This is a genomic window from Burkholderia sp. PR2 (assembly GCF_052372875.1).
GTDB classification, from domain to species: Bacteria; Pseudomonadota; Gammaproteobacteria; order Burkholderiales; family Burkholderiaceae; genus Burkholderia; species Burkholderia diffusa.
The window spans coordinates 2,797,437-2,822,443 of record NZ_JBQRWH010000004.1; the positions used below are offsets into that span (position 1 = coordinate 2,797,437).

Sequence of the window (25,007 nt, forward strand, 5' to 3'; positions counted from 1 at the left end):
TTTCCGCGCGGAAACTTTGCGTCCAGACAGATGAGTTAGATAGCCTGGGCCGCCATACCCCCTGTGGAAACCCACCCTAGAACGCGTCGCAAACTGTCGTTACGCGGCATCTTCCCAGTATGCGTGCAAGAAACGCTGCACCTCGCCATGCGTTACCGGATGCTGCCCCAACAGGGTCTCGATGTCTTTCTGGTTCAGCAAGGCAACGTTGTTCTTGCGGGCGCTGTCCACGGCCGTTTCGTTGAAGTATTGGTTGGTCGCCGCCCACTTGGAGAAGTTGACACCCGGGTGCCGCAACCGGTATTCGGCCTCTCCCCACATGACGTCCTTGACGCCCTGTGAATCGAGCGCGGCATCCTCCGTCGCCGAACTCTTGCACTGAATGAGGTCCCCTGTGTTGCCCGTGAACGCGACCACATCGACGCCCTCGTCCTGACGCGGCGTGCGATACACCGTGCGAAAGCCCTTCTTCTGCCAGATAGCGGCCACCAGGGCCTCGAAGTAGTCCCACTCCATGCGCAGCACATCGTCGAGCGTCAGGGCACGACCGAACACAGGGTCATTGGCACCCCCAGGAATGATGTCCTGAAGATTCCAGTCGCTCGGCAGAACCGTTCCTGTACCGTTAAGCATGTCGCTCGCGAGTTTGCGCTTGGCTTCGAGCAGCTCGTTAAGCCGCACTTCGAACGTGGTGAAGTCGGACGCACTCAGAATCGGGAGATAGACCCACACTTCCCGCTTCTGCCCGATACGGTAAGCCCGGTCGGTCGCCTGGTCTTCCTTCGCAGGGTTCCAGTTGCGTGTGTAGTGGATAACGTGGTTGGCTTCCTGAACGTTCACGCCAAAACCCACTGCGACAGGCGAAAGAATGATGACCCCAAATCCGGGCCTGGCCTGGAACGCCTTGATGCGTTTCTGGCGACTCGCGACGTGCTTTGCCGATGCCGTCACATCGCCGTTGATGATGTCCGGGGAGAATCCGAACACCTCGTTGATGTAATGCGCCAGCATCTGCTGGGTTTCGCGGAACTCCGCGAACACAATGGCCTTCTCGCCCTTCGCTCGAATCTGCTCGAGCGTGTCGATGAGCCACGAGAGCTTGGGCGCGTCATTACGCGCCTGTTCAAGCGCCTGCGGCTTGAATCGCCCCATACCAGGCGCGTGAGGTGTCGTACAGATAGAGCGCAGGTACTGAAGCAGTCCGAGATGGTTCTTGAAGGGCGAGACTATCGTTTCCTTGCTGTCCGGGTCCTTGCTTGCCCTGAATGCGTTGACTGCGCTGGTGTAGTAGGTTCGTTGAAGATTCGATATCGGCACAAGCGCTGGAACCACATGTTTGGGCGGGAGCGTCGCAACCTGGGTCTTCATTCGGCGCAGAATCTGCGGTTCAATAAGACGACGCAACTCGTCCACGCGTGCGTTTTCCTCTTCTGTCTCAGCCTCAATCGGTTTGCGATAACGCTTACCGAATTCGTTGAGCGCACCGAGGTAACCCGCCTGTACCAGGTCAAAGAGGCACCACAGGTCGACCAGCGTGTTTTCTACCGGGGTTCCCGTACACGCAATCTTGAACATCACGTTCTGCTTCTTTGCCGCACGCGTGACCATTGCGTTCGGGTTCTTGATTTTCTGCGCTTCGTCGCAGGCCATGATGGACCATTTCTGTGCGGCGAACGAAAACTCTAGGTCCCGCAGAGTCTCGTAGGTCGTCAGCACGACATTGGCGTCGCCGACCCAGTCTGGGCGAAGGAACCGGACAAGGTTCTCACTACGCAGTTCTTCGTCGATGGCGGCACGAGGCACTCGCAGCGAAGCCAGATTGTCGCCATATGCGATGAGCGGCCGGAAGGTGCCCGGCTTGAAGAACTTGCCGATTTCTTCCGCCCAGTTCTCCAGAAGCGACACGGGCGCCACGATGAGCGCAGGCGGCAGCGTCGGGTCGTCCTCGAACGCGCGCGCCATGAAGGTGAGCAGCTGCAGGGTCTTGCCGAGACCCATGTCGTCAGCCACCACGGCTCCACGGCAATGGTTGGGCGCGTGGCGAAAGAGGTGCTGCAACCAGGCCACCCCTTCCTCCTGGTGCGTCAGGAGTTGGGTCGTAGCCAGGAAACCGGCCGGCAGCGCGGGCGTGGGAGAAAACGTCGTCAGGATGTCGTGACGGATTTCCTCGTAGTCAACGGCATTGACGTTGGGCTTGATGAGAAGCTGCTTGGCCTTGGGTCGTTTATCGTGGCCTCCCTCATCATCACGCGACTTGGGAGGCTTGTCATGCCCGTCGCGAACGCTCTTGCCGAACTGGTCAAACGCGTCGAGGATGTCCCGCGCTTCGGTCACCGGCAGCGGCTTGGGAAAGCCCGGCAGTTCGACGGACGATTGCCCCGATGCCTGAGCCTGTTCGACTTTTGCCTGCAATTCGTCCCGCACCACATCAGTAACCGGCACGGCAACCGGTTCGGTGCTGCCTTCGGGCGTGTAGACGATGACATTGACCAGGTTCTCCGGCCACCATTCTTCGCCCTTCTTGGCAATGTATGGCGAGTAGTAAGGCTGCTCGATGCCGATATCATTAACGCGCGAGGTGTACGCGCTCAGGTCGTAGACGTCTTCATAGCGCACCAGAATGCGGGGCTGCTGCCGTTCCGCGAGCGCCAGCTTGAGCAGCTCGACCTGCGCAGCGCTGTCGCCCAACAGCTCGAAATCGTACCCCTGCCATCCGTACAGCTGCTTGTCGGTTGCCAGCGCCCGCTCCGCACCCCGGATGAAGTCTTCCAGCTCGGTGTCATCTGCAAAGAACCGTTCCTCCGCAGCGACCTGGGTTGGCCCCGGCGTCTCGATGGCGAGCGCCACCTTCTCGGGGAATCCGAGGGCGTCCCGCTGGATGAGTGCCGTGAAGTGGTCAAAGAAGATGTCGGCTTCGATGCGTGCACGCTCGAACTGCTCTTCATCGATGACCGCACTGGCATCCTCGCCCAGCGTCGCAAACGGATTCAGAAGGAAAGCCTCGGCCCGGGAGCCCGCAACCAGGCGTCCAGGCAGGCGACGGATGTTATCGAGAACCGTGCGGACCTCGGGCGTGATGAGCACTTGGACAATGCCTTTGTCCGTGTTGACGTCGTACCGTTGAGGCACGCTGTTCCGGTACGAATCGAAGACTTCCAGCCAGTTTTCAGGCGCCCCTTCGAATCCGGGCATGATTTCAACGACTTTCGTGCCGCCGACGTCCGTCTTGCGCAGGTGGATATCGATGGTGTCGGGCGTCAGAACGATGCTTTGGTAGAGAAACTCGTCCATGCGCGCCTTGGCGGCCATGGCGGTGCGGCGAATTTGCCCCCAGCGCAGCCGCTGCGAAGCTTCGTCACGCTCGGATTCCGGTCGATTGTGGAACCGGGCGACCTGCTCAGCCGTATCCCATACCCGGCGCGAGAGCAGTTGGGAGTGGCCTGCGACCTGGATAAGCGCTCCAGTTCGCGTCGCGCCGTCCAGGACACGTCCGGCTTCGTCACGCCAGCGGGTCACGCCAATGGCGAAGTTCGGTTCCGACAGGCTGCTATGGCTCTTGAGTTCCGGGACGTAGTCGCAGGCAGGGGGAAGCTCGAGCAGCTCGAGACTGTTGGCATAGGCCCGGTCTTCCATCAGGCTGTACAGCGACTCCCACGACAGACGCGCGCTTTGTTCTTCGGCGACCGCATAGCCTTCGTCGTGCAGCTGCGTAATCATCGCAGGCATCATGGGCGATGTCAGGGGTGTTGCTCCGGGGATAGCACCGACCGATTCGAAGGTGCCAAGCAGGAGACCCTGGCTATCCAGGTGGCGCCACACCTCGGCGGACTTCTCTTCATTGCGGGAGGCGCCTGTGCGTTTGAGCCACTTCAGCATGGTCCAATTCCTTTTTTGTTATTCCGGGTCCTTGTACCACCAGCCTTTGCCGGCCCGGTAGTTAAAGCCCCATTCGTTCAGTTGAGGCGTAATGCGGGAATCGCGCGGCCAGTCGTGAAATACCCACAGGTTGCCGTTTTTGTCACGAAGGTCCTCGCACTTGATGCCGAGCCTTCCGCAGAGCGCCTTGACACCCGCTTCCTGCTGGGATGTCAGCCGGTGCGCCCGCGTCCGCGATACAGGGGCCGCGCTGTCCGCCTCACCATTCGCGGCCTGCTGGGGTTCCGTGGCTCTTGTTGCCACCTGTTGCATGCGAGACCCGTCATGCGGGGTGCTGTCCGGACGTGTCTCGACCTGCCTCACGGTGCCGGGAGCTGAACTTCGCCCAGCCGATTGAAGCGCCACGGTCGGCTTGCCTGGGAAAATGTCGCGCGCGCTCAGAACCCGCGCGAAGGTGGTTTCCCAATCTGCCCTGTTGCGGTCCCGGTGCTCGCGTCGGACGGCATCCCTTGGGCGGTCCGAATCGCCCTGGATGTGATTCTTGACGGCCGGCACAGCGACGTCGCGGTTCAGTTCGAATGGAAGGTCGGATTCCCGGAAGAAGAAGCAGGCGTTACCCTTCTGGCCGAACTCAACAACCACCCACTCCCCGAACTGCATGATGAACGCGTTGTTGTTCGAGGAGCCGCTGCCCACGAGGTCGACAATCAGGCCGTCCATGAGCTTGCGCGCATGAACCATGTCCGGGTCGGTACTCCAGCGGGTTTGCGGGCCCAGGGCGAACGTTACGGTACCGACTGCCTCATAGTACTTTTCCCAGAACTTCAGACGTCGAGGGTCGCTCTTGCCCTCCTGTGCGAGGACGCTGAAGAAGTGCTGGATGTAATGGAGCTTCAGCCACGACGACACCATGGTGCGGACGGGCTCGGGCACGAGTACCCAGCCACTGTTGTTTCGCTTGAGCCACGGATTGCCCCAGTGCAGCACCGTGAAGTCCTGCAAGGCCTTGTGCGCCGCAAGCGGGGGCTTTGCGTGGTAATACGCCAGAATCTGCGCGAGCGCCTTGTTAAAGAGCGTTTTGTTGTCGGCGCTGACCGTCCCCAGCAAGCGGATAAGCCCAGGCAGGTAGTGCCTGAATTCGGGACCGCTGAAGCGTCCTGCCGCATGCACCTGCTCAAGGACGAGTTGGTCGATAATCCACGACGAGTCCTTGATACCCAGCGCCTTCCGGAAAAGCAGAAAGGATTCCTGATGGCCACGAAGAGCTTCCTCCCCAAACCGTGCAACGGGTGATTCGGAGAAGACATCCGGATGCCCCGCCACCTCAGTCACCCAGTCTTCGTCGACACCGTTGCGCTCGCGGATATCCGAAATGTTGCCTTCGAGCCAGCGGCGCAGTGCCTCCCAGTTTGGGCGCCCTTCCGGCAGACTCCCCTTGTTATCGGGATGGTAGTCAAGGTACGCGTCCAGGAGCCCCTGGTAGCAGTTTCGAAACGTCTGGCGATGGCTGCGGAAGTTCTCAACGCCCTTGAGCACGTATCCGAAGCATTCCGTGTCCTCAATCAGGCGGTAGCGCATCTTGCCGACCGGTTCGATACAGCCGAGCGCAACAAGCCGGGCCTGCCGGGAATTGGCCAGCCGTCGCGTTTCGCGGAAAAGCTCGATGGCTTCGATGACCAGGTCTATCGGAGGCGGCACCGAGCGCTTTTCCCGTATCTGCTTTCCAAGCTCTCGTTCCTGGCGGTCAAGCTCAGTGAGTGGATATTCCCCGACGATGGGCTTGGGACCGAGCGCAAGCTTGCGGCGCATCTTCTCGAGGACATCGTCCATCACGAAGCTCCCAGTGCGCAGGTCCCGAAATTGCCCCGTGGAGCACTAGACACGGACGGACGCTGCTCGCCGATGCCGAGAAACTCGAGCCTCAACTCAACGCGCCGGCTGTCCTCGTACGACGCCTTGGCCGCATTGAAGGAGTATCCGCCAACCAGGAACAGGTCCCGAACCTGCTCCAGTTCGTCGCCGCTCATCGCGTGCTCGTCCGGATAGGGTTTGGTGAGCAGGACACAGAGTACACGCTGGCTGCGCTCAAGACTCAGGTTGAGGTTGTAGAGGTAATCGCCCTCAGGACTGGAGAACCCCTCCACCACAATCTGCTTGAGCCACTTCTTGCCGAGCGGGTTGCGCGCGATGGTCAGCACTTCAGGTACGAACGCGCGAAGCAGCCGCTGTTGGTCTGCCTTGAGGTCGTAACTGTTCTTGTCGAAGTGGGCCTTGTCGCCGAAGTCGATGACGTTGCGCGAACGGTCGACCTTGACACCGGGATATTTGCTCGCGGCCACCTCAACCCGATGCAGGAGTTCACTGATGTCCCGGTCGCGTTGCGCCTTGAGGCGCTCGGCCTCACTGACCTGCTTGGTCACGGCAAGCAGCGCGACCGACACGGTCACCAGGAAGAGCACCATGAGGGCGGTCATAAGGTCCGCGTAGCTAATCCAGAAAGGCTTTTCGGCCTCCGACCGGGCGCCACGCTTGATGACAATGCGTGTGCCTAGCACTTAAGCCTCCGGATTCGGTACGACCAGCTCGATAGCCTGGGCGAGGTTTGCAATCGTCTGCTTGAGGAGGCTCGTGACCGCCCCCGTCTTGTTCACAAGCTCCTTGTTGACCTCCGTCATCGAGTCCGCCAGCCGTTGCTGGAAGGACGTCAGCGATTCGGTCATGACGTCACCCACGCCCTCGAGGAACTCCTCCGCGCTGCGCTGCGCCACATTCAACGCTTGGGTGGAGGCCTCAATCCGGCTCAACACGTCGCTCGTGAGGGATGCGTTGGTCCGCGCGTCATCCACGACCCGGGTCAGTTCCGTGAGCATCTGCGCCAGCTGGTCACGCGTTGCCCGATAGTCGGTGACGACGCCCTGCATGGTCTGAGCGGCCGTGCTGACCGAGGCTGCGGCGGCAGCCAGCTTGTCGGTGGTGCCCGTTGCCTGCTGGAGCACGCCGGTCACCGCTGCGCCTGCCTTGCCGAATTCGCTGGAAGCCACATAGAGGGTCTCCGCGCCCGAATTCATCCGGGTCACTGCGTCGGTCGTGACGGTACGCATGGAGTCGACGCTAGCACGCATGGTATCGACCGCGCTCCGGGTGCCAGCCACGAGCGTACGCATTTCGGCAGTCAGCGCCTCCACGGCGCTCTTCACCCCCGCCGTAGCGGCTTCTGCCTGCGCAACCAGCTGTGCCTGCCGCTCCCGGTGCTCGGTATCCGCCGAAGCGGCCTGCTGGGTCAGGTCGGAGACGAGCGTATTGACGGTCTGACCTACGCTCGACACGGTTTGCTGCAAGCGGTCGTTGCTTTGCGCCTGGGAGGCTGCCACCGACTGCGACAGGTTTGTTACCAGGTTCTCGACCGCATTGCTGACGTTAGCCAACGTGTCCTGAAGCTTCGTGCTGACTTCGGACTGGGAGCTCGCTACTTGCTGCGACAGGGAGCTGATGAGCGACTCAACCGATTGCGTCACCCCATTCAGTGCGCCCTGAAGCTTTTCGTTGGTCGCGTCCTGGGAGGTAGCCACGGACTGCGAGAGCGACGAAATGAGGGATTCGATGGTGGCGCTCACCCCTGCCAGCGTTTCCTGCAACCGGTTGTTGGTCTCCGTCTGCGAACTGGCAACGGTCGCCTTCATGTCCTCGACAATCTGCGCCATCTGTCGGGCCATCATTTCCTGGCGCGCCTCCATGCCGGTGATGGCTTCGCCCAGTTTCGCGGCCATGGTGTCCGTTGCGCGCGTGCCGGCGGTTTCCAGGGATGAGGACATCTGTTCCATGCGGGCCACAGCAGTTTGCAAAGCTGTAATGGTCTGCTGCTGCATCGTATTGATGCCGGCAATCTGGTCACCAAACAGGTCCTTCAGGCTCTGGTTCAACCCCTGCACTACTTCCGTGAGCAGCGTATGGACGGCGCCTGTACGGTCACCCGTTGCACTCTGGACGGCTTGCTGCACTGCCTTCATCGGTTCTTCGAGTGCCTCCTTCAGCCCTTCGGTGATGTGCTGCCCAATCTGGCGGCCGAGTTCTTCGCTCGTCTGGTTATGCGCCCTGATTTGCTCGTCGATAATTTTCTGCTGCGCCTGAATCTGGCTCTCCGTCAGCGACGTGAGGATGCCCTTCAGGTCCTGGACAAGGGCGTCCTTCAGCGTCTTGCTGTTGGAAACATATTCTTTTGAGGAGTGAAGCAGCTCTTCGAGCATCTCTTCGCCCGCGCCCGCCTTGTAAAGGCTGTCGAGCAGACACGCCACCTCTTCGGTTTTCTGGTAAAGCCGGGAGATGAAGAACTTCTCGATGACCGTGATGACCATCGCGCAGAAAATCGCGGTAGCCGAAACGAGAAAGGCTTCAGCCACGCTATGCAGCAGCGCGCTCAGGCTGGCACGAACCACCTGGGTGTTATCCGAAATGATGAAGCCATACAGGCCGTGCAACAGCCCTGCAAACGTGCCGATAATCCCGATACCCGTCAGGATGCCTGGCAGGTGCCGGAAGAACTCCGCACCGACGCGGCTGTCGACGACGACCTGTGCGTTGAAAATCTGCTCGGCCGGCACCGTCCGGCGAGAGGTTTCCGGGACGTATTCGCCGGTTACCGAATCAAACGATTTCGGGTCGAAGAGGCTCTTGCGGAACTCACTCCACAGGTGCGCCAGGTCCTGCTTTCGGGCAAAGAGCGACGTTGGGTCGCCGCCGGACCCCTTGAGACGGGTAAGCCCCGCAATGATGCTGTTCAGGTCACGCCAGCGTCCCGTGGCACGCGGGACAAACCGGACAAAAAACCAGCCGACAAAGAGAAGGATGAAGAGCGCACACACCTTTGCCACAAGGGGCGCTTCAAGGATGGTCTCAATCATTGAAGTATCTGCTTAGTCTTGTTGATTGGCCGGCGTGTCCGGCACCTCGATACCTTTCAGGCGGCAAAACTCGTAGACGAGCGTCTCGAGCAGGTTGGCCTGACTCCGGTTTTCGTGCTGGGCCGCGCGCGCCAGCGCCGTCTTGAAGCGCGCGGACGCACGAAAGCTCATTGGCGTGTCTTTTCGTTCTTTCATCAGAGGTATCCCCGTTACCTGCCATGTATGGTAGGTGTATAGCGATACACAATGCAATCGGCACACTCACGCTCACGCCGCGAACTGCAGCTGACACCCGGTCACCGGTATAGCCGTCCGTCTAAATCCGTTGCGCCGCGTTCCAAGGAGCGGTGCCGGACCCGTTGTGGAATCGCCCTACAGGCGTGGTTTCCGCGCGGAAACCAAACCAGCCCAGCCCAGCCAATAACGTCTCACGTAGCTCCGCACTGGCTTCACTGTAAAGCCGCCCTCCCAATCCAATGCTGCCGACGTCAAGCGCCGGCTTCAGAGCCAAATAACGACTTGAGCTGCTTTGTGGCGTGGCACGAGCCCCATCCCGCGTACAGAGCGCGGTTCACCAATAAGTCCTGTTCGTACCTTTTTCACCTCATCGTGCCTGCGCATTGATGGCCCGTATCCACGGCTTCGAGAGCCATGCCTGTCCGTGCAGACCCACTGGCAAGCAGCAATTCCGCGCTCCTCGCGACGCGGCTGACCTGCCAGTACGACGCGTTCGTCTACACACAATTCTCGTTGGCTTCCGCCTACTGGGCACTCGGTTGTTTAAAAAGGTTTTGCTAGACGGCGTTTAAAACCTCCCGGTTGATGACGCAAGCAGACCATAACGAATGCACGAATACTTCCTTGGTAAAGCAGTGTTCGGAGGCCATGTGAATAATCTCTATGTTTTCAACAACCTACAAAATCTTCGTTACAGCGTAACGTACACCCATAACGTAACCGTTACGAGCTGGCGTCAGGACCGGGCAACAAACGACGCTGATATGAACCTAACCTATAAAGAACTGATTCAGCACCACAAATCGCGACTCTCTGACGACACACCGGCCGCCGCCGGAACGTCGCAGACCTTCAAAAACCAACTGTCGACATTGCACTCCTACCTATCGTTCAGCGGAAAAACCGTCGACGCCTGGGTCGGACTGGAACTGCTCGGGGAATACGAGACGCGAGTCAAGGATTACCTCGCGAGTATCGATGTAGCTTCCAGAACGAAATCCGACCGCCGGAGCCACCTCAAAGCCTGGCGGCGAACAGCAGAGATTGTCGTCGCCACGAAGCAGCAGAAAATACGCGGCCAAGCCGCCCGCGCCCCGGGCGACACCGAATTCCATCGGGTGTTGCGCGGGGCTTTCGCCGCACGCACTGAAAGTTCGATGAGCATCGCCCGCAAGGCTGGGGCCGACGAACAGGCGGTGAAACGGTGGCTCAAGGGTGGAATACCAAACCAGCGTGCGTATCCATCGCTGCGACGCCTCGAAAGGGAGCTTGGCCTTCAGGCTGATGCCCTCCGGCAGCTTGTGCCGAAACAGCGGCAAGCCAAGGTTTCGGCGCCACCCCAAGCTACTCCACCCGAAATACCTTACCGAACGCGCCTTAGAGGCAACATCCGGGATGAATACCGCCTGAAGCACGAGCAGTTCGGTCCGGCTTTCGCAGACCAATGGCAGGCGTTTTTTGACTACAAAACCTCTCGACTCCCCAAGCTGGCTCGGGCAGACAAGGGAGTCTGGCGTCTGCTTCCCCGGAGCAAGGGCGCCAACGCCCTGTCAAAATGGGCAATCAAGGGGGAGTCTGGCTGCGAAACGGCGCAGGCCTGTTTCGAACAGGTCCGGTCCTACTTCGGCTTCCTCGTGCGGCCCCAGGCGACCGGCGGCCTCGGCTTGCCCGTTGACCAGGTACAGACGCTGGGGTGGCTCGCTGTGCCGGATGCCGTAAACGCCTTCCTCGAATTCCTCACTGACAGGTCCGGGGGAACAGTGCACGGTGGTCATCAAAAGTTCTGCGCCCTGGTTTGCAGCCTGACCCGTGCCGACACCGGCTTCCTCGCCCAACAGCCACACATGGCAAGTGGACTTCCAACCTGCTACGCCATTCGAGAATGGCGCGAGTCCTGCCGGGATGTCTACAAGCTTTGTCGTGAATGGAAACGGCAAGCCACGGAAAAATCGCGTGACCCACTTGACCCAATTCGACCACTGCTTGACCTGGCGGAACCGTTCGGCCCCGTGCTACGCGCCGTGGCGGACCTCGACGCCGCCGCTGCCGCTGCACCGGCCGGTAGCCTCGAGGAGGCGTTACACAAACGCGACGCCCTCCTTTTGTCGATGTTGATGGCGAACCCTCTCAGACGACGCAACTACATTCAGATGACCTGGAACGACGTCAATACCGGTAACCTCTATCGGCGACAGGACGGCCAGTGGCGTCTACGCTTTTCTGCCGGCGACTTCAAGAATGAAAAGCGTTCCCAAAAGTCGCCATATGACGCGCCGCTGCCGAAGGCGCTAGCAGAGCGAATCGACGCGTACATCGCTGAATACCGCCCTCGACTGGTGCGACATTCGCCGGATTCGCAGCGAGTATTCCCGAACCGAACTGGCGATGACTGGAAGGCACTCGGCAGACAGGTCGAGGAACTCACGCGACGCTTGATTCCCGAGACGCTCGGCTTCGGCCCGCACGGATTTCGCCATCTCGTCGCGACCGACTACCTTCGAAAAAATCCTAACGACTACCCGACGGTAGCATTGCTCTTACACGACAAACTGGAGACTGTTCTAGCCGAGTACGCACATTTGCGCCAGGACGACTCATTCGGAAGATATGAGCAACACCTGCTCCAAATAGATGGCGCGCTTTCAAGCAAATAAATAATTATGACCCGCGTTGACAATGACGCGGGCTTCTAAACTAGGAGCGTACCCATCAGGTAAACTTTAAACTGCAGCTTTGGTGGGGTAGAGTGCTTGAAGGGCAAAGCACCCCCAACCCACTGGACATGGTAAGCGTGCAGCCCTTGCGCGATGCAGCTTCGGAGCCGGCGTCGGCCGTCAGGGCGCGCGAGTCGCGATGATGCGCTGGCGCTAGTCGAACTTTAACGTGAATTCATCTCACGCCAGCCGCCCTTCGACTCAGCACCGGGCCACGTCCCTGGCTTCCCGCTTGGACGTATCAAACGGTCGCGGTGGTCTACCCCCCTCCTCCGTAGGGAATCGCTAGGATTCGAAGGAGTATTTGCACGGCGTTTTAGCCAAAACCACATGTTTAGAATGGGTATAACGCATGTGTGGTAAAGACCTTGCCGACACCCTCCAACGCTCCCTCTAGCCTGGCCGCTGATAAATCGAGAAACGGGAGAAAGAACGGTGCTAAAAGTCGTGGTCGAGTTGTGGCCTGGTGGAAACGAGGCGGGACGGCGCGTCATTGCCACGGCCGAAATAGCACGTGTGCGAAACGGTGCACTTGCAGACTATGAAGTTGACCTTGAAGAAAGAGCCCTTGGCACTGTGGGCGACACCGCTTATGTGCGCGGTTACGCGCGATGGTCAGCGACCGTGTGGGACCTCGTTGCGCGCTGCATTGTCATGGCGCTACATGGCAAAGAACAGTTGCCCCCAATGCCTGTGCTCCCGGACGTCCCCATACACACTAGCGCAGACGGCCGGCATTATGTACGCCTGCGAGAAATACAGGAACCCACACGCAGCTTCTTTCGCCAGAATCTGGCTAACAGCGCCCGGCCGTTGGTCGAAGACGACCCGCAACCATTCGACTGCGCCCATGCTGATGACTGGAAGAACTTTCTTGAGGGGCAACGCTAGTCAGGCTGAGCTAGCCGAAAGTGTCGCCCTCTTACGAATCAACGCCAGAAGCACAGATTCGGGTAACTCGATGACAATCTTTCATTGGTATGCAGCACTAGTGCGAGACATCGGCGAGTCGGTGATGTTCGTCCAACAGGAAAGAAGCGGTTCCCTTGGGATGTTGAAGAGCACTGACGGCACATCGCTTAGACTGCTCGACCCTGTCCAGACTGGCGGCTTGCTCGATGACTTTTTCGTCAGTCTGCAGTAGCGCATTCAATAGTGGCTTGGCGAGGTCGTCCGAACAGTTGCTCAGTTGAACTGCCTGCCGCGTTTCCCGCCATACCAATCCGATTGCGCTCGTCGGCAGCCCAATGAGGAGCCCCATCACCGCTGCAGACAGCTTAATCCTAGCTTGCGTCGATAGCCCATCCCACAAATCATGCAACGCGTTTAGCACCCTCATTGGCTACCTCCTCGGTTGTAAGCATCAAGCCGTTCTACGGCAAGCGTCACCATTTCTTTATCCATGAACGCACAACGAGCCGCTCTGCCGAAGTGGGCACGCTCCTGTTGTCACTCACGCGCTACGCTTACGAGCGCGCCCAGCCAAGCTCCCGCAATACGAGACTCATCGATGCGAGCGCCGCTTCTGCGTCGGCCTCCGTCAGCCGGCGGGCTCCACGGGAAAACTCCTCATTGGGCTTTAGCCGAGCATGAAGCCGGGCAATAACCTTCGCCGCATTTATGAGCAGGGCCATCGGCGAAGGATTTCGCTCAAGGTGCTTGATGTGCTCATTCAAATCCACGGCCCTGAACCGTTCATCACTCTCCCGGCCAGACAACCACAACCCAATCGCTGCCGGCGCGGCGTATCGACACGCATCGATGATGGCCTCGGGACCCTGCCGATGTTCGGCATCGCTGACGCGGTCAATCTGACGTCGGATTCCATTCGTACTCTTCACTGTTCACGGTGAGAGGTCCGATGCCGCCCGGGAACGCCGCCGAAATGGCCATCGCCCTGGCGAGGCCAAAGTCCTCGACGCCCGCATATCCGAGCTCGTAGTCCCCCATCGTCACCCCCTTGAACCGGAAGCGACGCCCCGTTTCTCCCATAGTGCAGTTGATGGACCAAACTGGCGAAGTTCCAATAGCGCTGAGCGGCTTTCTTACATCCCACAGGGCCTCAATAGCCTGGGCCACCACGTTCGCTCGCGATAGCAAGAAGCGCCAGTTGAGGGGGTTAAGCAGGAGCCTCGCTGCGGCGGACCACTGCAGCGATTGCTTCGTCAGCGTTTGGCGAAAACGAGGAAACACATCGCTCTGATAGGCCTGCGAACTCGGCCAACGGTAATCTGCAAGGCGAAACACCATGCCGACAAAAAGACTGCCGCCCGACACCGACGAAACGTGTGCGACGTCCGCCAGAAGCTGTTGCTCTGCTAAGTAGCGCAGGACTCCAGCGTGAAAAGCGGCAGCACGCACGCCCCCACCAGAGAGAGCTAGCCCAATCGCATTTTTTGATTCCGAACAAATGTCGTTCATGCGTCGGCTCCTTCCCCAAGTGAAATCGAAATATCGGTTTCGCCGACGATGACCATCAGCGCAGGCACATCGTCCATTGCCAAGGTCTCCGCGAGGTAAGCCAGCAATGCGGCATCCGCAACACTAGGCGCAGCCGAGGAGTGTCTCGGATGCGAGTGCCATTCCCCGAGATAACCCACAATGTTCGCGGTCAGCACCGAAGAGCATTCAATCGCCTCTTTCACGCCGTTATCGAACCGAGCAATCAACGGCAAAGGCGCGGCTCCTCGAGCCGCGCAGGCCTAATGGGAAAACCGCTCTGGGCGGCAGGACAATTACTCAATTACTTGAGCAACTTGAACTTGCGTTTAACCTCCTCCATAGACTCGTTGTCAATGTAGTACGCAACCGCCGCCATTCCGATTGCTTTCGTGGTCGCACCAGCGACAGCAGCCGACACACCTTCGCCAAATATCGGAATCACAATCTTTACAAGTTGCCGCGCCGAAGTTGCTGCGGCCAGAAGCAAACCCAGCGCTGCAATGAATTCCTTTACATCCACATCATTTAGCCTCTTTCCGCCAAGGTATCCGATTGCGGTAATCATCAATACTTGCAAGGCTGTTAATGGGATGATGTCTGACATTGGAATCGGGAGAAGGGCCACGCATGAACATGCTACGCAAAATATGTTGATGATTTTGTCGGCGACAGCTTTCTGCAATTTCCTGTACTTGAAGCTGGCTACAGAATCGAGCAGCGCCTCGGAGGGCACAATACCCGCGATTTCCATAGCAACAACATCGATTTGGAAACGCAAGTCGCAATCATCATCGAAATAAGACGCGGCCGGAATCACTTTCTTGAACTCAATCTGTGCGTTCCGAAGAAGCTCTTCCATGCGTGCAGCCAAGGTATCAATCTTGTCTCGCTTTGCCGGCTTATAGGGCGGGATAACATCAGCCGGGGACGGCAGACCGTCGACTTGATTGAGCACAACAAGCATTTCGCAGGGCCGCCCTTCGTCGACCGTGCATTCCACTATCTGACGAAGGTCATCGAGGGTGGCATCCACTTCAGAATCGACTTCCGATGCCTTATGGATAAACACAATGACGTCAGGCCTCTTCGTCTTGAACTCATCCCGAAGCATCCCGATGCGGTCAGCCTTCAAGTTCCCTGCACCAAGTCCGGGCGTGTCGAGCCAATCAACCGTCCCACCGTCGGACAACGTGTACTGTTCCCACGCAAAGTCCTTAGTTGTATCAACTGACCCCTCCGGTAGGACTTTCGCGCCGACTAAGGCATTGAATAGCGCACTTTTACCCGCACCGCGCCGGCCAACGACGGCCACGCGAGGAGCCCGCTTATCCAGGAGTATTCGCTTGAGCTCGGCCAGCCTGTCAGCCAAATCCTTAAAAGCATCAGTCGACTTGACGCGGTCGGGTAGGATGTCGAGCATTTTTAAAAGCTCCTCAAGCGTCTCTTTCTTATCCATTTAGCAACCCCGAGTAAAAACTCAATTGATAAATTATCAAAACCGATAACAACATCGCCAGCAAATTGAACGGACAACCATTGTTTCCATGGCATCTTTCACTGCAATTCTCAAACTTGAATGCAGCAGTTCCACGCGGGCACACCGGCGCTCCGGTTAAACGGCGGCTTCCGCGCCGGTCGTGGGCGGCTCCGAACTTTCACAAACATCAAGGCCCGGCTCAGCTTGAGGCGCGACGATAGGCCAGCGTTCGGCAACTAATGCGGCCAGCGCTTTGGAACGTACATCAATACTCTGAGCATTAAACCCCTGCCCTATGCCCGCATGGTGGGCAGACAGGGCGCGCACCGCCTTGAGTTTTGAAGAGCGGTACAAGTCCGGGTCGGACATTTTGTCTTCGACACTACGGTTGTTGCACGCGCTGTTCAACGGTTTTTCCAGCAGCACGAGATTGCCAATGCGGTGGTTTTGCTGCTCGTACGCCTCTCCATCGCCAAACCCGTACGCCTTCACATCGAATTCGGGCTTCTGCGGCAAGATGTGCTCGATGGTTAGATTGATGCGATTGAACTCAGCGAGTTGAGCAATGTCGAGTGCCGGCAGGCTCAGGGCCGCGCGGGCGAGCGTTTCCTCCTCGAGCAACATCCGCGTCAAGCCGAGGTTGCGGTACATGTCTTCTTCGACCAAGCGCAATTGCAGCGAGGCGTCGGACATGAAGCGCTGGCAGAACTGCTGCAGCCCAGTTACGACGTCATCCACCTTGAGCTTCGGCAGCTCCCGCGTAAGCCAGAAGATGTCAGCCTGAGGGTTGGTGCCCTTGAGCTTAAAAACTCGCAAGTCCGCCAACGCGAGCATCTCTAGCAGGCAACGCGAGTCACTGGTCAAACCCGTCTCCGACAGCCACCCCTTCAAATGCAGCCGAATTGCTAACGGATATAGCGTCGCAGCAAGGTCCTGCACCACGAAGAGCAGATACGTATCACGATGATTGCGCGTTTCGCTGACCAACTCTTCCAGACCAGCGAAGAATGCGGCCAAATCCGCCACATACGCAGCGATGAATTCTCGAAGTCGAGCAGGCTCGCTGCGAAGGACCTGTAGCGTCGGCTTAAGAAAAACCTCGAGCACTGTCTCTGACGTAGCGTTGTAATCCGCGCCTGCTTTCGCCGTGCCAAAGGTCACGCCGTCGAAGGCAAAGTAGTGATAGCGTAATACATCGTCCTCGGTGAACGTCTCGCGGTCAATCAAGCGAATCTGATAGCCCGGCTCCCGGGCCAGTCTCTTGATGCGGCTAAAGCTCTTGAATGCACAACCGAACCGTTCGGATATGGTGTCATCCAATTCGGCATCGAGGTAGCGGTTGGAGTAATAGACCAGGAGACTCTTGACGATGTCCATCTTGGCGAGCGGCACCCCCCGGTCGTTCACCGACTGGAACATGCGGATGGCCTTGCCTTCGTTGGGCTCAATGAACTCGAGCACCTCCATCTCGGTGATGCAGAGCAACCACCTTTTCAGAAGCTCTTGCCCGCCTTGCACCCGCAAACCCTTAACGCGGAAACAGATGCGTTGATAGGCCTCGAGCAGGCGACACTGCCCGTCGGAGGCCGGTTCAGGGTTCAGCTTGCCCATCAAGCCTCGGAAGAAGACGTCGTTGTCCCCCAATACTCGAAACTTTGAGCCTTTTGCTGGATGTTCGATGAACGTACTGTAATAGTACTGCTTGAGGTTGACGTCCTCGAGTTCGTCAATCAGAGCATGCAGCAGCATGGTAAGCGTCGTCAACCGTTGCTGACCGTCGACAACTTGCGCGGGTGCGCTTCGGTCCGACTGGGAGAGAATGAAGGTGCCAAGGTAGTGTCCGCTCCCATCCTCGAGAGCTTCCGCGACGTCTTCAAAAAGGTCATCGACGTTGCGCTCTTTCCAGGCGTAATCGCGCTGATACTTGGGGACGACGAAAGTCTTACCGGTAAAAAATGTCTCAATAGTTGATTTGCTCACGATTTTTCCTCGACATGCTCACGACTTTTTCGCCGGTATTGAGCCACGGCATCGTAGTTGGAGCTCTTGCAATAAAAGACGCCTTGCGGTAATTCGATTACACGAACAATGCTTGTGGTCAGCTCTGCGACACGAATCCCGCTCGTGTCCCCAGACGGCAGGAATATCTGACTAGTCTGGGGACACGAAGTCATGCCGGAAATCCGTGACGCTCTCGATGAGCTTTGAGATACGGCGCGTGTCGGTCCGTCACAAACATTAATTTTGAGTCCTTTCTCAGACCCAAGTGTCCGAGCTCTTCCACGTCCAAACGGTTATTTACGAGGAGCTTTCCCTCGTCGCAAAACGAAATGAGCCCAGAGTCGAACAATCGGTCCACCGAGGCGCAAAGCAACAAGCCGTTGTGCTCATCGAGCCGCTCTTCGTTAGATGACTCCGCCCAGGGCTTCGCGTGAGAGGCAACTAGGACCTCCTCGATTGCGCATCGGGTCACCGCGCACTTCCCGCCCCACAATCGAAGCATGCGCTTGCGGTAGCCGCCCTGTCCGATACGGGCATTGATGAGGGCTTGCCTTGTAGTCTCCGAGAGCCCGCAAGCTTTAGGGTCACAGTCAATTTCTCTTGTCGCATCAGCGAGCCCAAAGCTCTCGACTGTACCTTCGACCATACCGAGCTGCACCAAAGCCTCATGCAAAGTTGGCCGCAGGACCCACAGCCAATGACCTTCATCGTCGCGACCACCTTGGATGGCCAGAGCTTGCGTCTGGTTTTCGAGTCCTTCTATCCCGAATTGTGATGAGAATAGGCGTCCGAGCTTGCCGTACTGAACGTTCGCCGTGGAATAATCGTCGTAACCGCCAAGTCGGGCGATAGACATCATGGACAGGCTACGTCCCGGCGCCGATGCATGACCCCGTAGCATCTCTAGCTGGTTTGCCGTCATGTTCGATGCAACTGCATCCCAGGCGGCAACGTAGTCACTGGCCGTTAGGCGGTCGACTCTCACTTGCGGGTCGTTGACGGCGTGCGCTATCGGGATTCCTATATCGATTCCATCGTCGACCGGTCGGAATTCCGCACCGTCGACAAGAGGCAGAAGCTCCGGCGAAATCCAGTAGCCGACGATTTCATCCCGCGCGTGCAGTGACAGCGTGTTGCCACGCTTCCCAGGGTTATCGTCGTCTGTCTTGACACGTACGCCACTTCCCTCGAAAACGACGGCTTGTATCACTCGCTCAAGGTTGTCTGCGTATTCGCCTTGGCCATGGCGGTCTCGACCAAGGACGAAGCCGTGCCGACCGGTCGCCCGCTGCGTCTTCTTGTAAGGATAGCGGTAATCACCGTCTCTATCGATAAGCGAAAACCGTTTATCGATTGTCATGCCACCTCCAGCTCAGCAATTTTTCTCATACGAAGTCATGTCTAATTTTGATGTACTTTTGTCGTTCCACGGCTCACATCTCGCGAGAATGAATCCGAGTAGTCCTTGACCCAGCACAAAGCATTTACCAGCGCCATCTCCTCTGGTTTTGTGCAACGAATCGCCATCAGCGCTGGATTCGCGACAAAGAGCGCCAAGCACTTGGCTCGTGAAATCGCGACATTGAGCCGGTTCTTGCTATACAGGAATTCGATATTGCGGGGCAGGTAATCGCCGCTCGAGGTCGCCATCGAAACGATAACCACCTCTGCTTCCTGCCCCTGGAACTTGTCGACGGTGCCCACCCGCGCGCCTTCCGGCAGCACCTGCTTAAGCAGATTGACCTGCATGTTATAGGGGGCGACGACCAGAATGTCTTGCAGCGCAATCGGCTGCTCCCGCCCTTGCTTGTCCCGGTAGCGCTGAGCTAACAGACTCTCGACCAGTTCACGAACAACCGAAGCCTCCGCCTCGCTGCGTTGCGAACAGGAGTCGTGTCCAACCGGGACGTACCGGAGGCCCGAGGGCAACAGAGCCGGATGCGCGCCCTCAGAAAGGAGCAGGCGCTGCACGGAGTTACTCGGCTCGGGCCTAAGACGACCGTCGTAGACAACTTCTGAGATGAACCGGCACAGGTCCGGATTCATTCGCCAAGTGGTACCGAGGAAAATACCTCTTTCCGGCGGGATGGTCGCCATACCGTTCAGCAAGTATTCGAGCGACGATTCGCCAGAGCGTCCCGGATGGATACCCTGAACCGGCTGCCCCAGCTGCATCTGGTCCCCGAGCAATACAATGTTCTTTGCACTGGTTCCCATCGCAACAAGGTTGCCCAAAGCCACTTGACCTGCTTCATCAACAAAGAGATAGTCCAGGGTCTGGTCAAGTCTGGCGTCAGCGAAGAGCCATGCGGTGCCGGCGATTAATTCCGCGCCTCCGTCCAACGCGGCGACAACATCATCATTGTCGAACACGTCGTCAACGAACGTTCCCGCAAACATTGAATCCGAACTGCCTTTGGTCGACTTCTTGACGCCACGAAAATCGAGTCCAATCTTGCTGGCGACCTTCTCGACGGCCGTCAGCAAGTTGTTGATGGCCTTATGGCTGTTGGACGACACGCCGACCCGATAGCCTCGCTTCACCAGCGCCGCAATGATGCGCGAGCCCGTGTATGTCTTTCCGGCGCCCGGCGGCCCCTGGATGAAAAGGTAGCTGCCATCAAGGTTGGCGACGGCTTCGACAGTGTGTGGTTGCGCATCGGGAACGTCGGGAATGATTGGGGCCCCTGCGTGCAAATTGCGGATTCTGGGCACCGCCTGGGTGAGCACGGCCTCGATGGCCGAATAGCAGTCCCCTCCTTGCGCAACGCTGTGGGCAAAGCGGAAAACAGCCTCCCTAAGACTTTTTGTGGAAACGGGCGCTCCCGGCCCGAGGCAGACTTCCGCAGGTAGCGGTTCACGGTCGGCACCGCGCTTAAAGCTGACTCTACGATTGTCCTCATCAACTTTAAGCTCTCTTACAGACTCACCAGTCTGCGCGATGGTCGCGGTGTCGCCCGTCTTCAGCTTGGTTTCCTGCTCCGCGAAACGATAGGTAAATACGATGGAACGCTTTTCGGCGCGCGGCGGGTTCTGCTGGTCCGGTGTGAGTCCAGCCAGACATTCTCCATCCTCGAGCAGTTCGTCGACCGTCATGTCCATCCGGGAGAACATGCTCCACCACTCCGGTTTCGCCGCGCGACGGTGGAAGTCGAGAAGCTGGTACGTCAGCTCCCGCAGGTGCTCCTGCTTGCCCCAGCTCGACCGGTCCTCCGGCAACACGTCTATCAATCGCTGACGGTATGCGACGAGGCGTTTCTCGTCGTCTGTCATTTCACCCACTTCCGGGGAATCCCTATCGACGCCCGCATTGGCCTGTCCGGCCCAGGGGATGTCATTCGGGCGCAACGTGAGCAACCATTGCCGCAGTTCATAAGTCGACCGTACGTCATCGAAGTTGTAGTCTTCGATTTCCTTTAGGAGCTGGGCATCTCCTGATTCCTTCCAGCGCTCGTAGTACACGATGCTGGCACCGGCGTTCTTGACATCGCCAGTCCGCTGTTCGAGATAGAAATGCTCGATGTTCTTGATTGAGTAACGTGGCTCCGAAACGCGGATGCCCTCGCGCACCACCTTGTAGAGGTCCACCAGCTTCCTCGCCCGCAGCAGGTTATCGACCTCAGCCTCACAGGTGCCATGCAACGACATCAGCTTCTTGAGCGCCGTCTCCTCATAGGAGGCGTAGTGGTAAATGTGAGCCGCCGGATGCTGCTGCAGCCAGACGCTCACAAAGTCCATGAACTGCTCGAAGGCCACCTTCTCCTCGGCGCGGCTGTGGGCCCAGAACGCCTTGAATTCGCCCTCGCCGTTCCAGACATAATAGAGCCCGAAGAGGTATTCCAAGCCGCCCTCTTCGAGCGGGTCGCCCTCCATATCAAAGAAGAGGTCCCCCCCATCCGGTCGCGGCAGTCGTGCAAATCCACGAGCACCTGCTTCATCGCGTGGCAGCAGCTCAAGGTGGTTCTTGCCGGTTTCTCTAGCCCGCAACTGGAGCGCGGCCTGATGATGAAGCTTGTCGAGCATCTCGGCGGCCAGCTTCGGAACCGTTGTCCCTGCAGGGAGGGTAGCCAACGCCGCCAGCGTCGGGACGCCGGCGCCCTGCAGCTTCTTTGTTTGAATTTTCGTGATATTGGCAACCTGGCACAGGTGGTCGTCCTCGATGCGACGCTTCTCGCAGAGCTCGCTCCACTTGCACATGCCGCATTTCTCACAGGGCTCAGGGTACGTTTCAACGATGGTGCCATTTACCCTTCCCAAGAAACGCTCGATGAGCATGTCGAGATATTTGGCGTAGTCGGCACAGCGATAGGAGTCTTGTGTCCGGTCGCCCAGTATGACGTGCATCATCAGCGGTTCGATTCCCTGAGCCTTCGCCAGCAAGGCGGAATAGAACCCGAGCTGGATGATGAACTTCGCCTTGGTCGACCTGGCGAGCTTCGTGTCAAGGACTTCGTAGCTGTGGTTGCCCAGCGCTGAGGGACGGTCGACCTTCCTCAGGAAATCCGCATGCCCGATGAGGCAGCCGTCACGCAGGCTTGCCTGGTAGATGACTTCCACACCATTGCGCATGGCATTGAGCGTGGCACCGACCTTCTGCTCCAGCGTCCCGCCAGACCGGGCGATATCGACGAAGGAGCAGTGCTGCGCCTTGAGCGCTTCGAGGAAGCGCGCCTCGTGCTCGTGGCCCTTATCCTGAATCAGTTTGGCCTCGTCGCTGTCTTCGGTGCGCGGCAACGGCGTGTCGAGGTCGATGAGGTCGAGCGACGTTAGATGCTCACATTCCAGAAAATTGACCAAGTCCGACGCAGAGTACGCGATGCCTCCATTCACCTTCTGCATGTTGCCCCCGTGGTTGCCCTGTTTGTGCCATTTTGCTGAAGGCCTGGCTCATAGCATGAGCCACCTCATAGATTTCTTAGTGCGGCATGCAACTTTTCGACGACCATCTCCTGCAGCGACGCCGGCGAGACGACGCGGACCTCGGGCAAGTGCCGCAGGATGTCCATGATGAGCTCGGTCGGTGCGCTATAGGGTACGCGCAGGTGGTATGCCCCGTCGTCTGTGAACCAGCTTTGCTGTTCTTCGTGCCATTTCTCTTGAGCGACCCAGCGGGCGCGCGCGGGCGAGAACATCAGTTCCGCCCATTCGACGGCCTTCCCGGCGAAAATCCCGTATCCGCCATCCAGCGCGACACGGATTTCATCGTCTGGAACGTCTTTGGCGGCTTCCTCCTTCAATTCAACGCCACGGACGGCGTCAAGCCCGAAACTCCGCAGGTCTTCGCGCAGATGACAGTAGCCGTCTAGATACCAGTTCTCTCGGTAGTAGGTCAGACGCTGCGGCGACACCTCGCGGCGCACGGTCTCATTGCGGACCTTGTTGTAGTGGTCGATAACAACGCGTCGCCTTTGCAGGACAGCCGTTGCCAGCGGACTAAAATATTTGGGTTCGTAGGTGCGCGCACTCACCCGCAGCAGGCGAATGCGCTTCTCCACTGATTCAATTGGAATTCCGTCCTGCTCGAGCAATATCCGCAGTCGGGACAGCAACGGTGCGATGTGGGGAGTCAGCAGGCCGGGCTCGAGATTCTTGAGCAGTTCCTGCATCATGAGCAACGCATGAATCTCGGACGCATTGAACCAAAGCCCCGGCAGTTCGTACCGGTCGCCCGTCTCCTGCCTGTCAAACCGATAGCCCCCAAGGTCACGGTCCCACACGATGGGCGCATTCAGCCGGTCGCGGAGGTACTCGAGGTCGCGCTTGAACGTAGCCGGTGACACCTCGAGTTCGCCAAGAAACACATCCACTGGGACGACCTGCCGCTCCTGCAGCAGATGGTCAATGCGATAGAGCCGCTCCGTGCGATTCATGTGTGCACCGAGTGGCCAATGGCAGCGAATGCGGTCGGCTCCGTGCCGATTGGGACCGCATCCTTCACTCCGCCGCCGCAACGCAGGTGGACGGTCCGCATTCCTTGAAAAGCACTATTCGCTGGCTCACAGCAGATTCGCTTTCGATTCCCTTTCCCCGTGTGAATCATCGCCGCCTCTTTGTGGCCTTATCAATTGTTCTGGGGTCGACGGACCGTCACCAATGCGGCAGCCCGGCACTCTGCAGAATCCGAACGCCAGCTCGTAACGTAAGCTTCCCGGCTATGTTATCGGCAATCTGAAGAGATGGGTGAGTATCGCCAGAGTCCGAACTTTCCTGGGCCATCTCAACTAGCTCACACCATGAGCCACGCTGACCGAATAATTGCCTCATCGACGCGAAAAGGGGAAAGTCGTGAAATTCAACCGTAGGTGGATTTCAACGTTGCTGCAAGCTACCGGAATGTGGTCCACCAGCACCACCGCACCAACGCTATGACAGGGAGCTGCATCGAAGGCTTATTCGGACGTTCCAGCATACATCCGGCGCGGCGCACATATCCCCGACCTTGAGCGTTTCCTCCACGCATAACCTTCCAATTGGTGCAAGAGACACCAAGTGCACCGACGCACTTCGGCGATGAGGCATCTCCAGCCTGCGGAATTCATGCATTCGCTGGGCGGACGGGGTCCGCGCTCGGCCCAAGCTGGCCTGTCGCTACTTGCAAAACGCAAGCTTTCATTTCCACACTTCGTGAAGTCACTCCCTGGGGCGAGCCTCGTATGCCGTGTCGAAGATAGCCTCTGGCACTGGATGAATGCCACGGAGCCCGTAGACCTCAGTCTTGGCCGAATCGCTGTCCCCACTTCCCAATTCAGAATTGCCCTGTCCTGCCGTTGGCCAATTAGAAGCACCTGTCACCAAAGAATGGGACACAAGGTGGAATGGAATTTGCCCATAGTCGTGCAACAGCGGTGGCTAGCCGCCCTGCTACTGCGCGGCTACGTGTTATCCACCGCTGACCCGTATGAAAAAGTGCACTAGATTAGTTTTGTGCCACAATGACGCCCGACTTGGGTACACAAGACTTAGACTGACTCTATCATCACGATGATGCGATAGCCCAGACAAATCACCGTCCACCGAGCGAACCCAGGAGAGCCAGATGAAGCTGCACGACATTCAATCAGACCGCCTCCCAGAGATAGACGATTCCGTGAAGGAATGTGTCAATCTGGGAGAATGGCTCCTGTTCAAATCGGAAGCTTCCGCCGGTCATCGAGCAGTTGCTTTTTACTTAAAGACCGCTACGAGCGTCTTTGAACTGAGCGACAGTGGAAAGGTGCTGCACGAGGTTGAAGACGGTGCAGACAAGCTCGAGATTGACGAGCTCTTCTATTTTTCGGACATTCGCAAGCCAACCTCTTTAAGCAATATGCGCTTCTAAGTTCATGAGGGCGGGCGCGCTTCGAAACACCAAAAAATAATGAG

At 58.3% G+C, this 25,007-nt stretch carries 15 protein-coding genes; 2 read left to right on the forward strand and 13 right to left on the reverse strand.

All coding sequences use genetic code 11. The features are described from left to right. Window positions 1-99 precede the first annotated feature (99 nt). Genes ACT2FV_RS30165 through ACT2FV_RS30185 form a run of 5 tightly spaced genes read right to left on the reverse strand, consistent with a single transcriptional unit; the run spans window position 100 to window position 8,969 of the window. Entirely contained in the window at window positions 100-3,876 is a 3,777-nt protein-coding gene (locus tag ACT2FV_RS30165; RefSeq protein WP_444505303.1) for an SNF2-related protein, read from the reverse strand. Window positions 3,877-3,894: 18 nt separating this feature from the next. Next, a complete protein-coding gene (locus ACT2FV_RS30170) occupies window positions 3,895-5,706 on the reverse strand; it encodes an EH signature domain-containing protein (protein WP_444505304.1) in 1,812 nt (603 codons plus the stop codon). Continuing rightward, window positions 5,706-6,431, reverse strand: coding sequence for a flagellar motor protein MotB (locus ACT2FV_RS30175; protein ID WP_444505305.1), 726 nt, complete (start codon window positions 6,429-6,431; stop codon window positions 5,706-5,708). Before ACT2FV_RS30175 ends, ACT2FV_RS30170 begins: the two co-directional genes overlap by 1 nt. Further along, complete coding sequence (gene zorA / locus ACT2FV_RS30180; protein WP_444505306.1) at window positions 6,432-8,774, reverse strand: anti-phage ZorAB system protein ZorA; 2,343 nt, start codon at window positions 8,772-8,774, stop codon at window positions 6,432-6,434. 12 nt (window positions 8,775-8,786) lie between these two features. Next, a complete protein-coding gene (locus ACT2FV_RS30185) occupies window positions 8,787-8,969 on the reverse strand; it encodes a hypothetical protein (protein WP_444505307.1) in 183 nt (60 codons plus the stop codon). Between the two features lie 650 nt (window positions 8,970-9,619). Here ACT2FV_RS30185 and ACT2FV_RS30190 point away from each other — a divergent pair. After that, window positions 9,620-11,665, forward strand: coding sequence for a tyrosine-type recombinase/integrase (locus tag ACT2FV_RS30190; protein WP_444505308.1), 2,046 nt, complete (start codon window positions 9,620-9,622; stop codon window positions 11,663-11,665). Between the two features lie 1,526 nt (window positions 11,666-13,191). Here ACT2FV_RS30190 and ACT2FV_RS30195 read toward each other — a convergent pair. From ACT2FV_RS30195 to ACT2FV_RS30230, 8 genes are all read right to left on the reverse strand, one after another. Next, complete coding sequence (locus ACT2FV_RS30195; RefSeq protein WP_444505461.1) at window positions 13,192-13,566, reverse strand: hypothetical protein; 375 nt, start codon at window positions 13,564-13,566, stop codon at window positions 13,192-13,194. Continuing rightward, the gene (locus ACT2FV_RS30200; protein WP_444505309.1) at window positions 13,532-14,146 is read right to left on the reverse strand and encodes a patatin-like phospholipase family protein; all 615 of its coding nucleotides are present in this window, start codon (window positions 14,144-14,146) and stop codon (window positions 13,532-13,534) included. The genes ACT2FV_RS30195 and ACT2FV_RS30200 overlap by 35 nt, the downstream gene beginning before the upstream one ends. Continuing rightward, window positions 14,143-14,400, reverse strand: coding sequence for a Mov34/MPN/PAD-1 family protein (locus tag ACT2FV_RS30205; RefSeq protein ID WP_444505310.1), 258 nt, complete (start codon window positions 14,398-14,400; stop codon window positions 14,143-14,145). Before ACT2FV_RS30205 ends, ACT2FV_RS30200 begins: the two co-directional genes overlap by 4 nt. Window positions 14,401-14,468: 68 nt before the next feature. Beyond that, window positions 14,469-15,623, reverse strand: coding sequence for a GTPase family protein (locus ACT2FV_RS30210; protein ID WP_444505311.1), 1,155 nt, complete (start codon window positions 15,621-15,623; stop codon window positions 14,469-14,471). Window positions 15,624-15,779: 156 nt separating this feature from the next. Next, window positions 15,780-17,624 (reverse strand): DUF262 domain-containing protein, encoded by a 1,845-nt coding sequence (locus ACT2FV_RS30215; protein WP_444505312.1) that lies wholly within the window; start codon window positions 17,622-17,624, stop codon window positions 15,780-15,782. A 190-nt stretch (window positions 17,625-17,814) separates the two neighbouring features. Further along, on the reverse strand, window positions 17,815-19,005 hold the full coding sequence (locus tag ACT2FV_RS30220; RefSeq protein ID WP_444505313.1) for an HNH endonuclease: 1,191 nt from the start codon (window positions 19,003-19,005) through the stop codon (window positions 17,815-17,817). Window positions 19,006-19,046: 41 nt separating this feature from the next. Continuing rightward, entirely contained in the window at window positions 19,047-22,484 is a 3,438-nt protein-coding gene (locus ACT2FV_RS30225) for a TM0106 family RecB-like putative nuclease (RefSeq protein ID WP_444505314.1), read from the reverse strand. A 65-nt stretch (window positions 22,485-22,549) separates the two neighbouring features. After that, the gene (locus ACT2FV_RS30230) at window positions 22,550-23,515 is read right to left on the reverse strand and encodes a helix-turn-helix transcriptional regulator (RefSeq protein ID WP_444505315.1); all 966 of its coding nucleotides are present in this window, start codon (window positions 23,513-23,515) and stop codon (window positions 22,550-22,552) included. A gap of 1,166 nt (window positions 23,516-24,681) precedes the next feature. On the opposite strand from ACT2FV_RS30230, the gene ACT2FV_RS30235 reads away from it, so the two are divergent. After that, complete coding sequence (locus ACT2FV_RS30235; RefSeq protein ID WP_444505316.1) at window positions 24,682-24,963, forward strand: hypothetical protein; 282 nt, start codon at window positions 24,682-24,684, stop codon at window positions 24,961-24,963. Window positions 24,964-25,007: the final 44 nt, after the last annotated feature.

What these genes read in the sequence shown, in the direction of transcription:
- ACT2FV_RS30230 (WP_444505315.1), bottom strand. Translation starts at nt 23,515, where the DNA reads ATGAATCGCACGGAGCGGCTCTATCGCATTGACCATCTGCTGCAGGAG.
- ACT2FV_RS30225 (WP_444505314.1), bottom strand. Translation starts at nt 22,484, where the DNA reads ATGCAGAAGGTGAATGGAGGCATCGCGTACTCTGCGTCGGACTTGGTC.
- ACT2FV_RS30210 (WP_444505311.1), bottom strand. Translation starts at nt 15,623, where the DNA reads ATGGATAAGAAAGAGACGCTTGAGGAGCTTTTAAAAATGCTCGACATC.
- ACT2FV_RS30190 (WP_444505308.1), top strand. Translation starts at nt 9,620, where the DNA reads ATGCACGAATACTTCCTTGGTAAAGCAGTGTTCGGAGGCCATGTGAAT.
- ACT2FV_RS30185 (WP_444505307.1), bottom strand. Translation starts at nt 8,969, where the DNA reads ATGAAAGAACGAAAAGACACGCCAATGAGCTTTCGTGCGTCCGCGCGC.
- ACT2FV_RS30170 (WP_444505304.1), bottom strand. Translation starts at nt 5,706, where the DNA reads ATGGACGATGTCCTCGAGAAGATGCGCCGCAAGCTTGCGCTCGGTCCC.
- ACT2FV_RS30220 (WP_444505313.1), bottom strand. Translation starts at nt 19,005, where the DNA reads ATGACAATCGATAAACGGTTTTCGCTTATCGATAGAGACGGTGATTAC.
- zorA (WP_444505306.1), bottom strand. Translation starts at nt 8,774, where the DNA reads ATGATTGAGACCATCCTTGAAGCGCCCCTTGTGGCAAAGGTGTGTGCG.
- ACT2FV_RS30235 (WP_444505316.1), top strand. Translation starts at nt 24,682, where the DNA reads ATGAAGCTGCACGACATTCAATCAGACCGCCTCCCAGAGATAGACGAT.
- ACT2FV_RS30165 (WP_444505303.1), bottom strand. Translation starts at nt 3,876, where the DNA reads ATGCTGAAGTGGCTCAAACGCACAGGCGCCTCCCGCAATGAAGAGAAG.
- ACT2FV_RS30200 (WP_444505309.1), bottom strand. Translation starts at nt 14,146, where the DNA reads ATGAACGACATTTGTTCGGAATCAAAAAATGCGATTGGGCTAGCTCTC.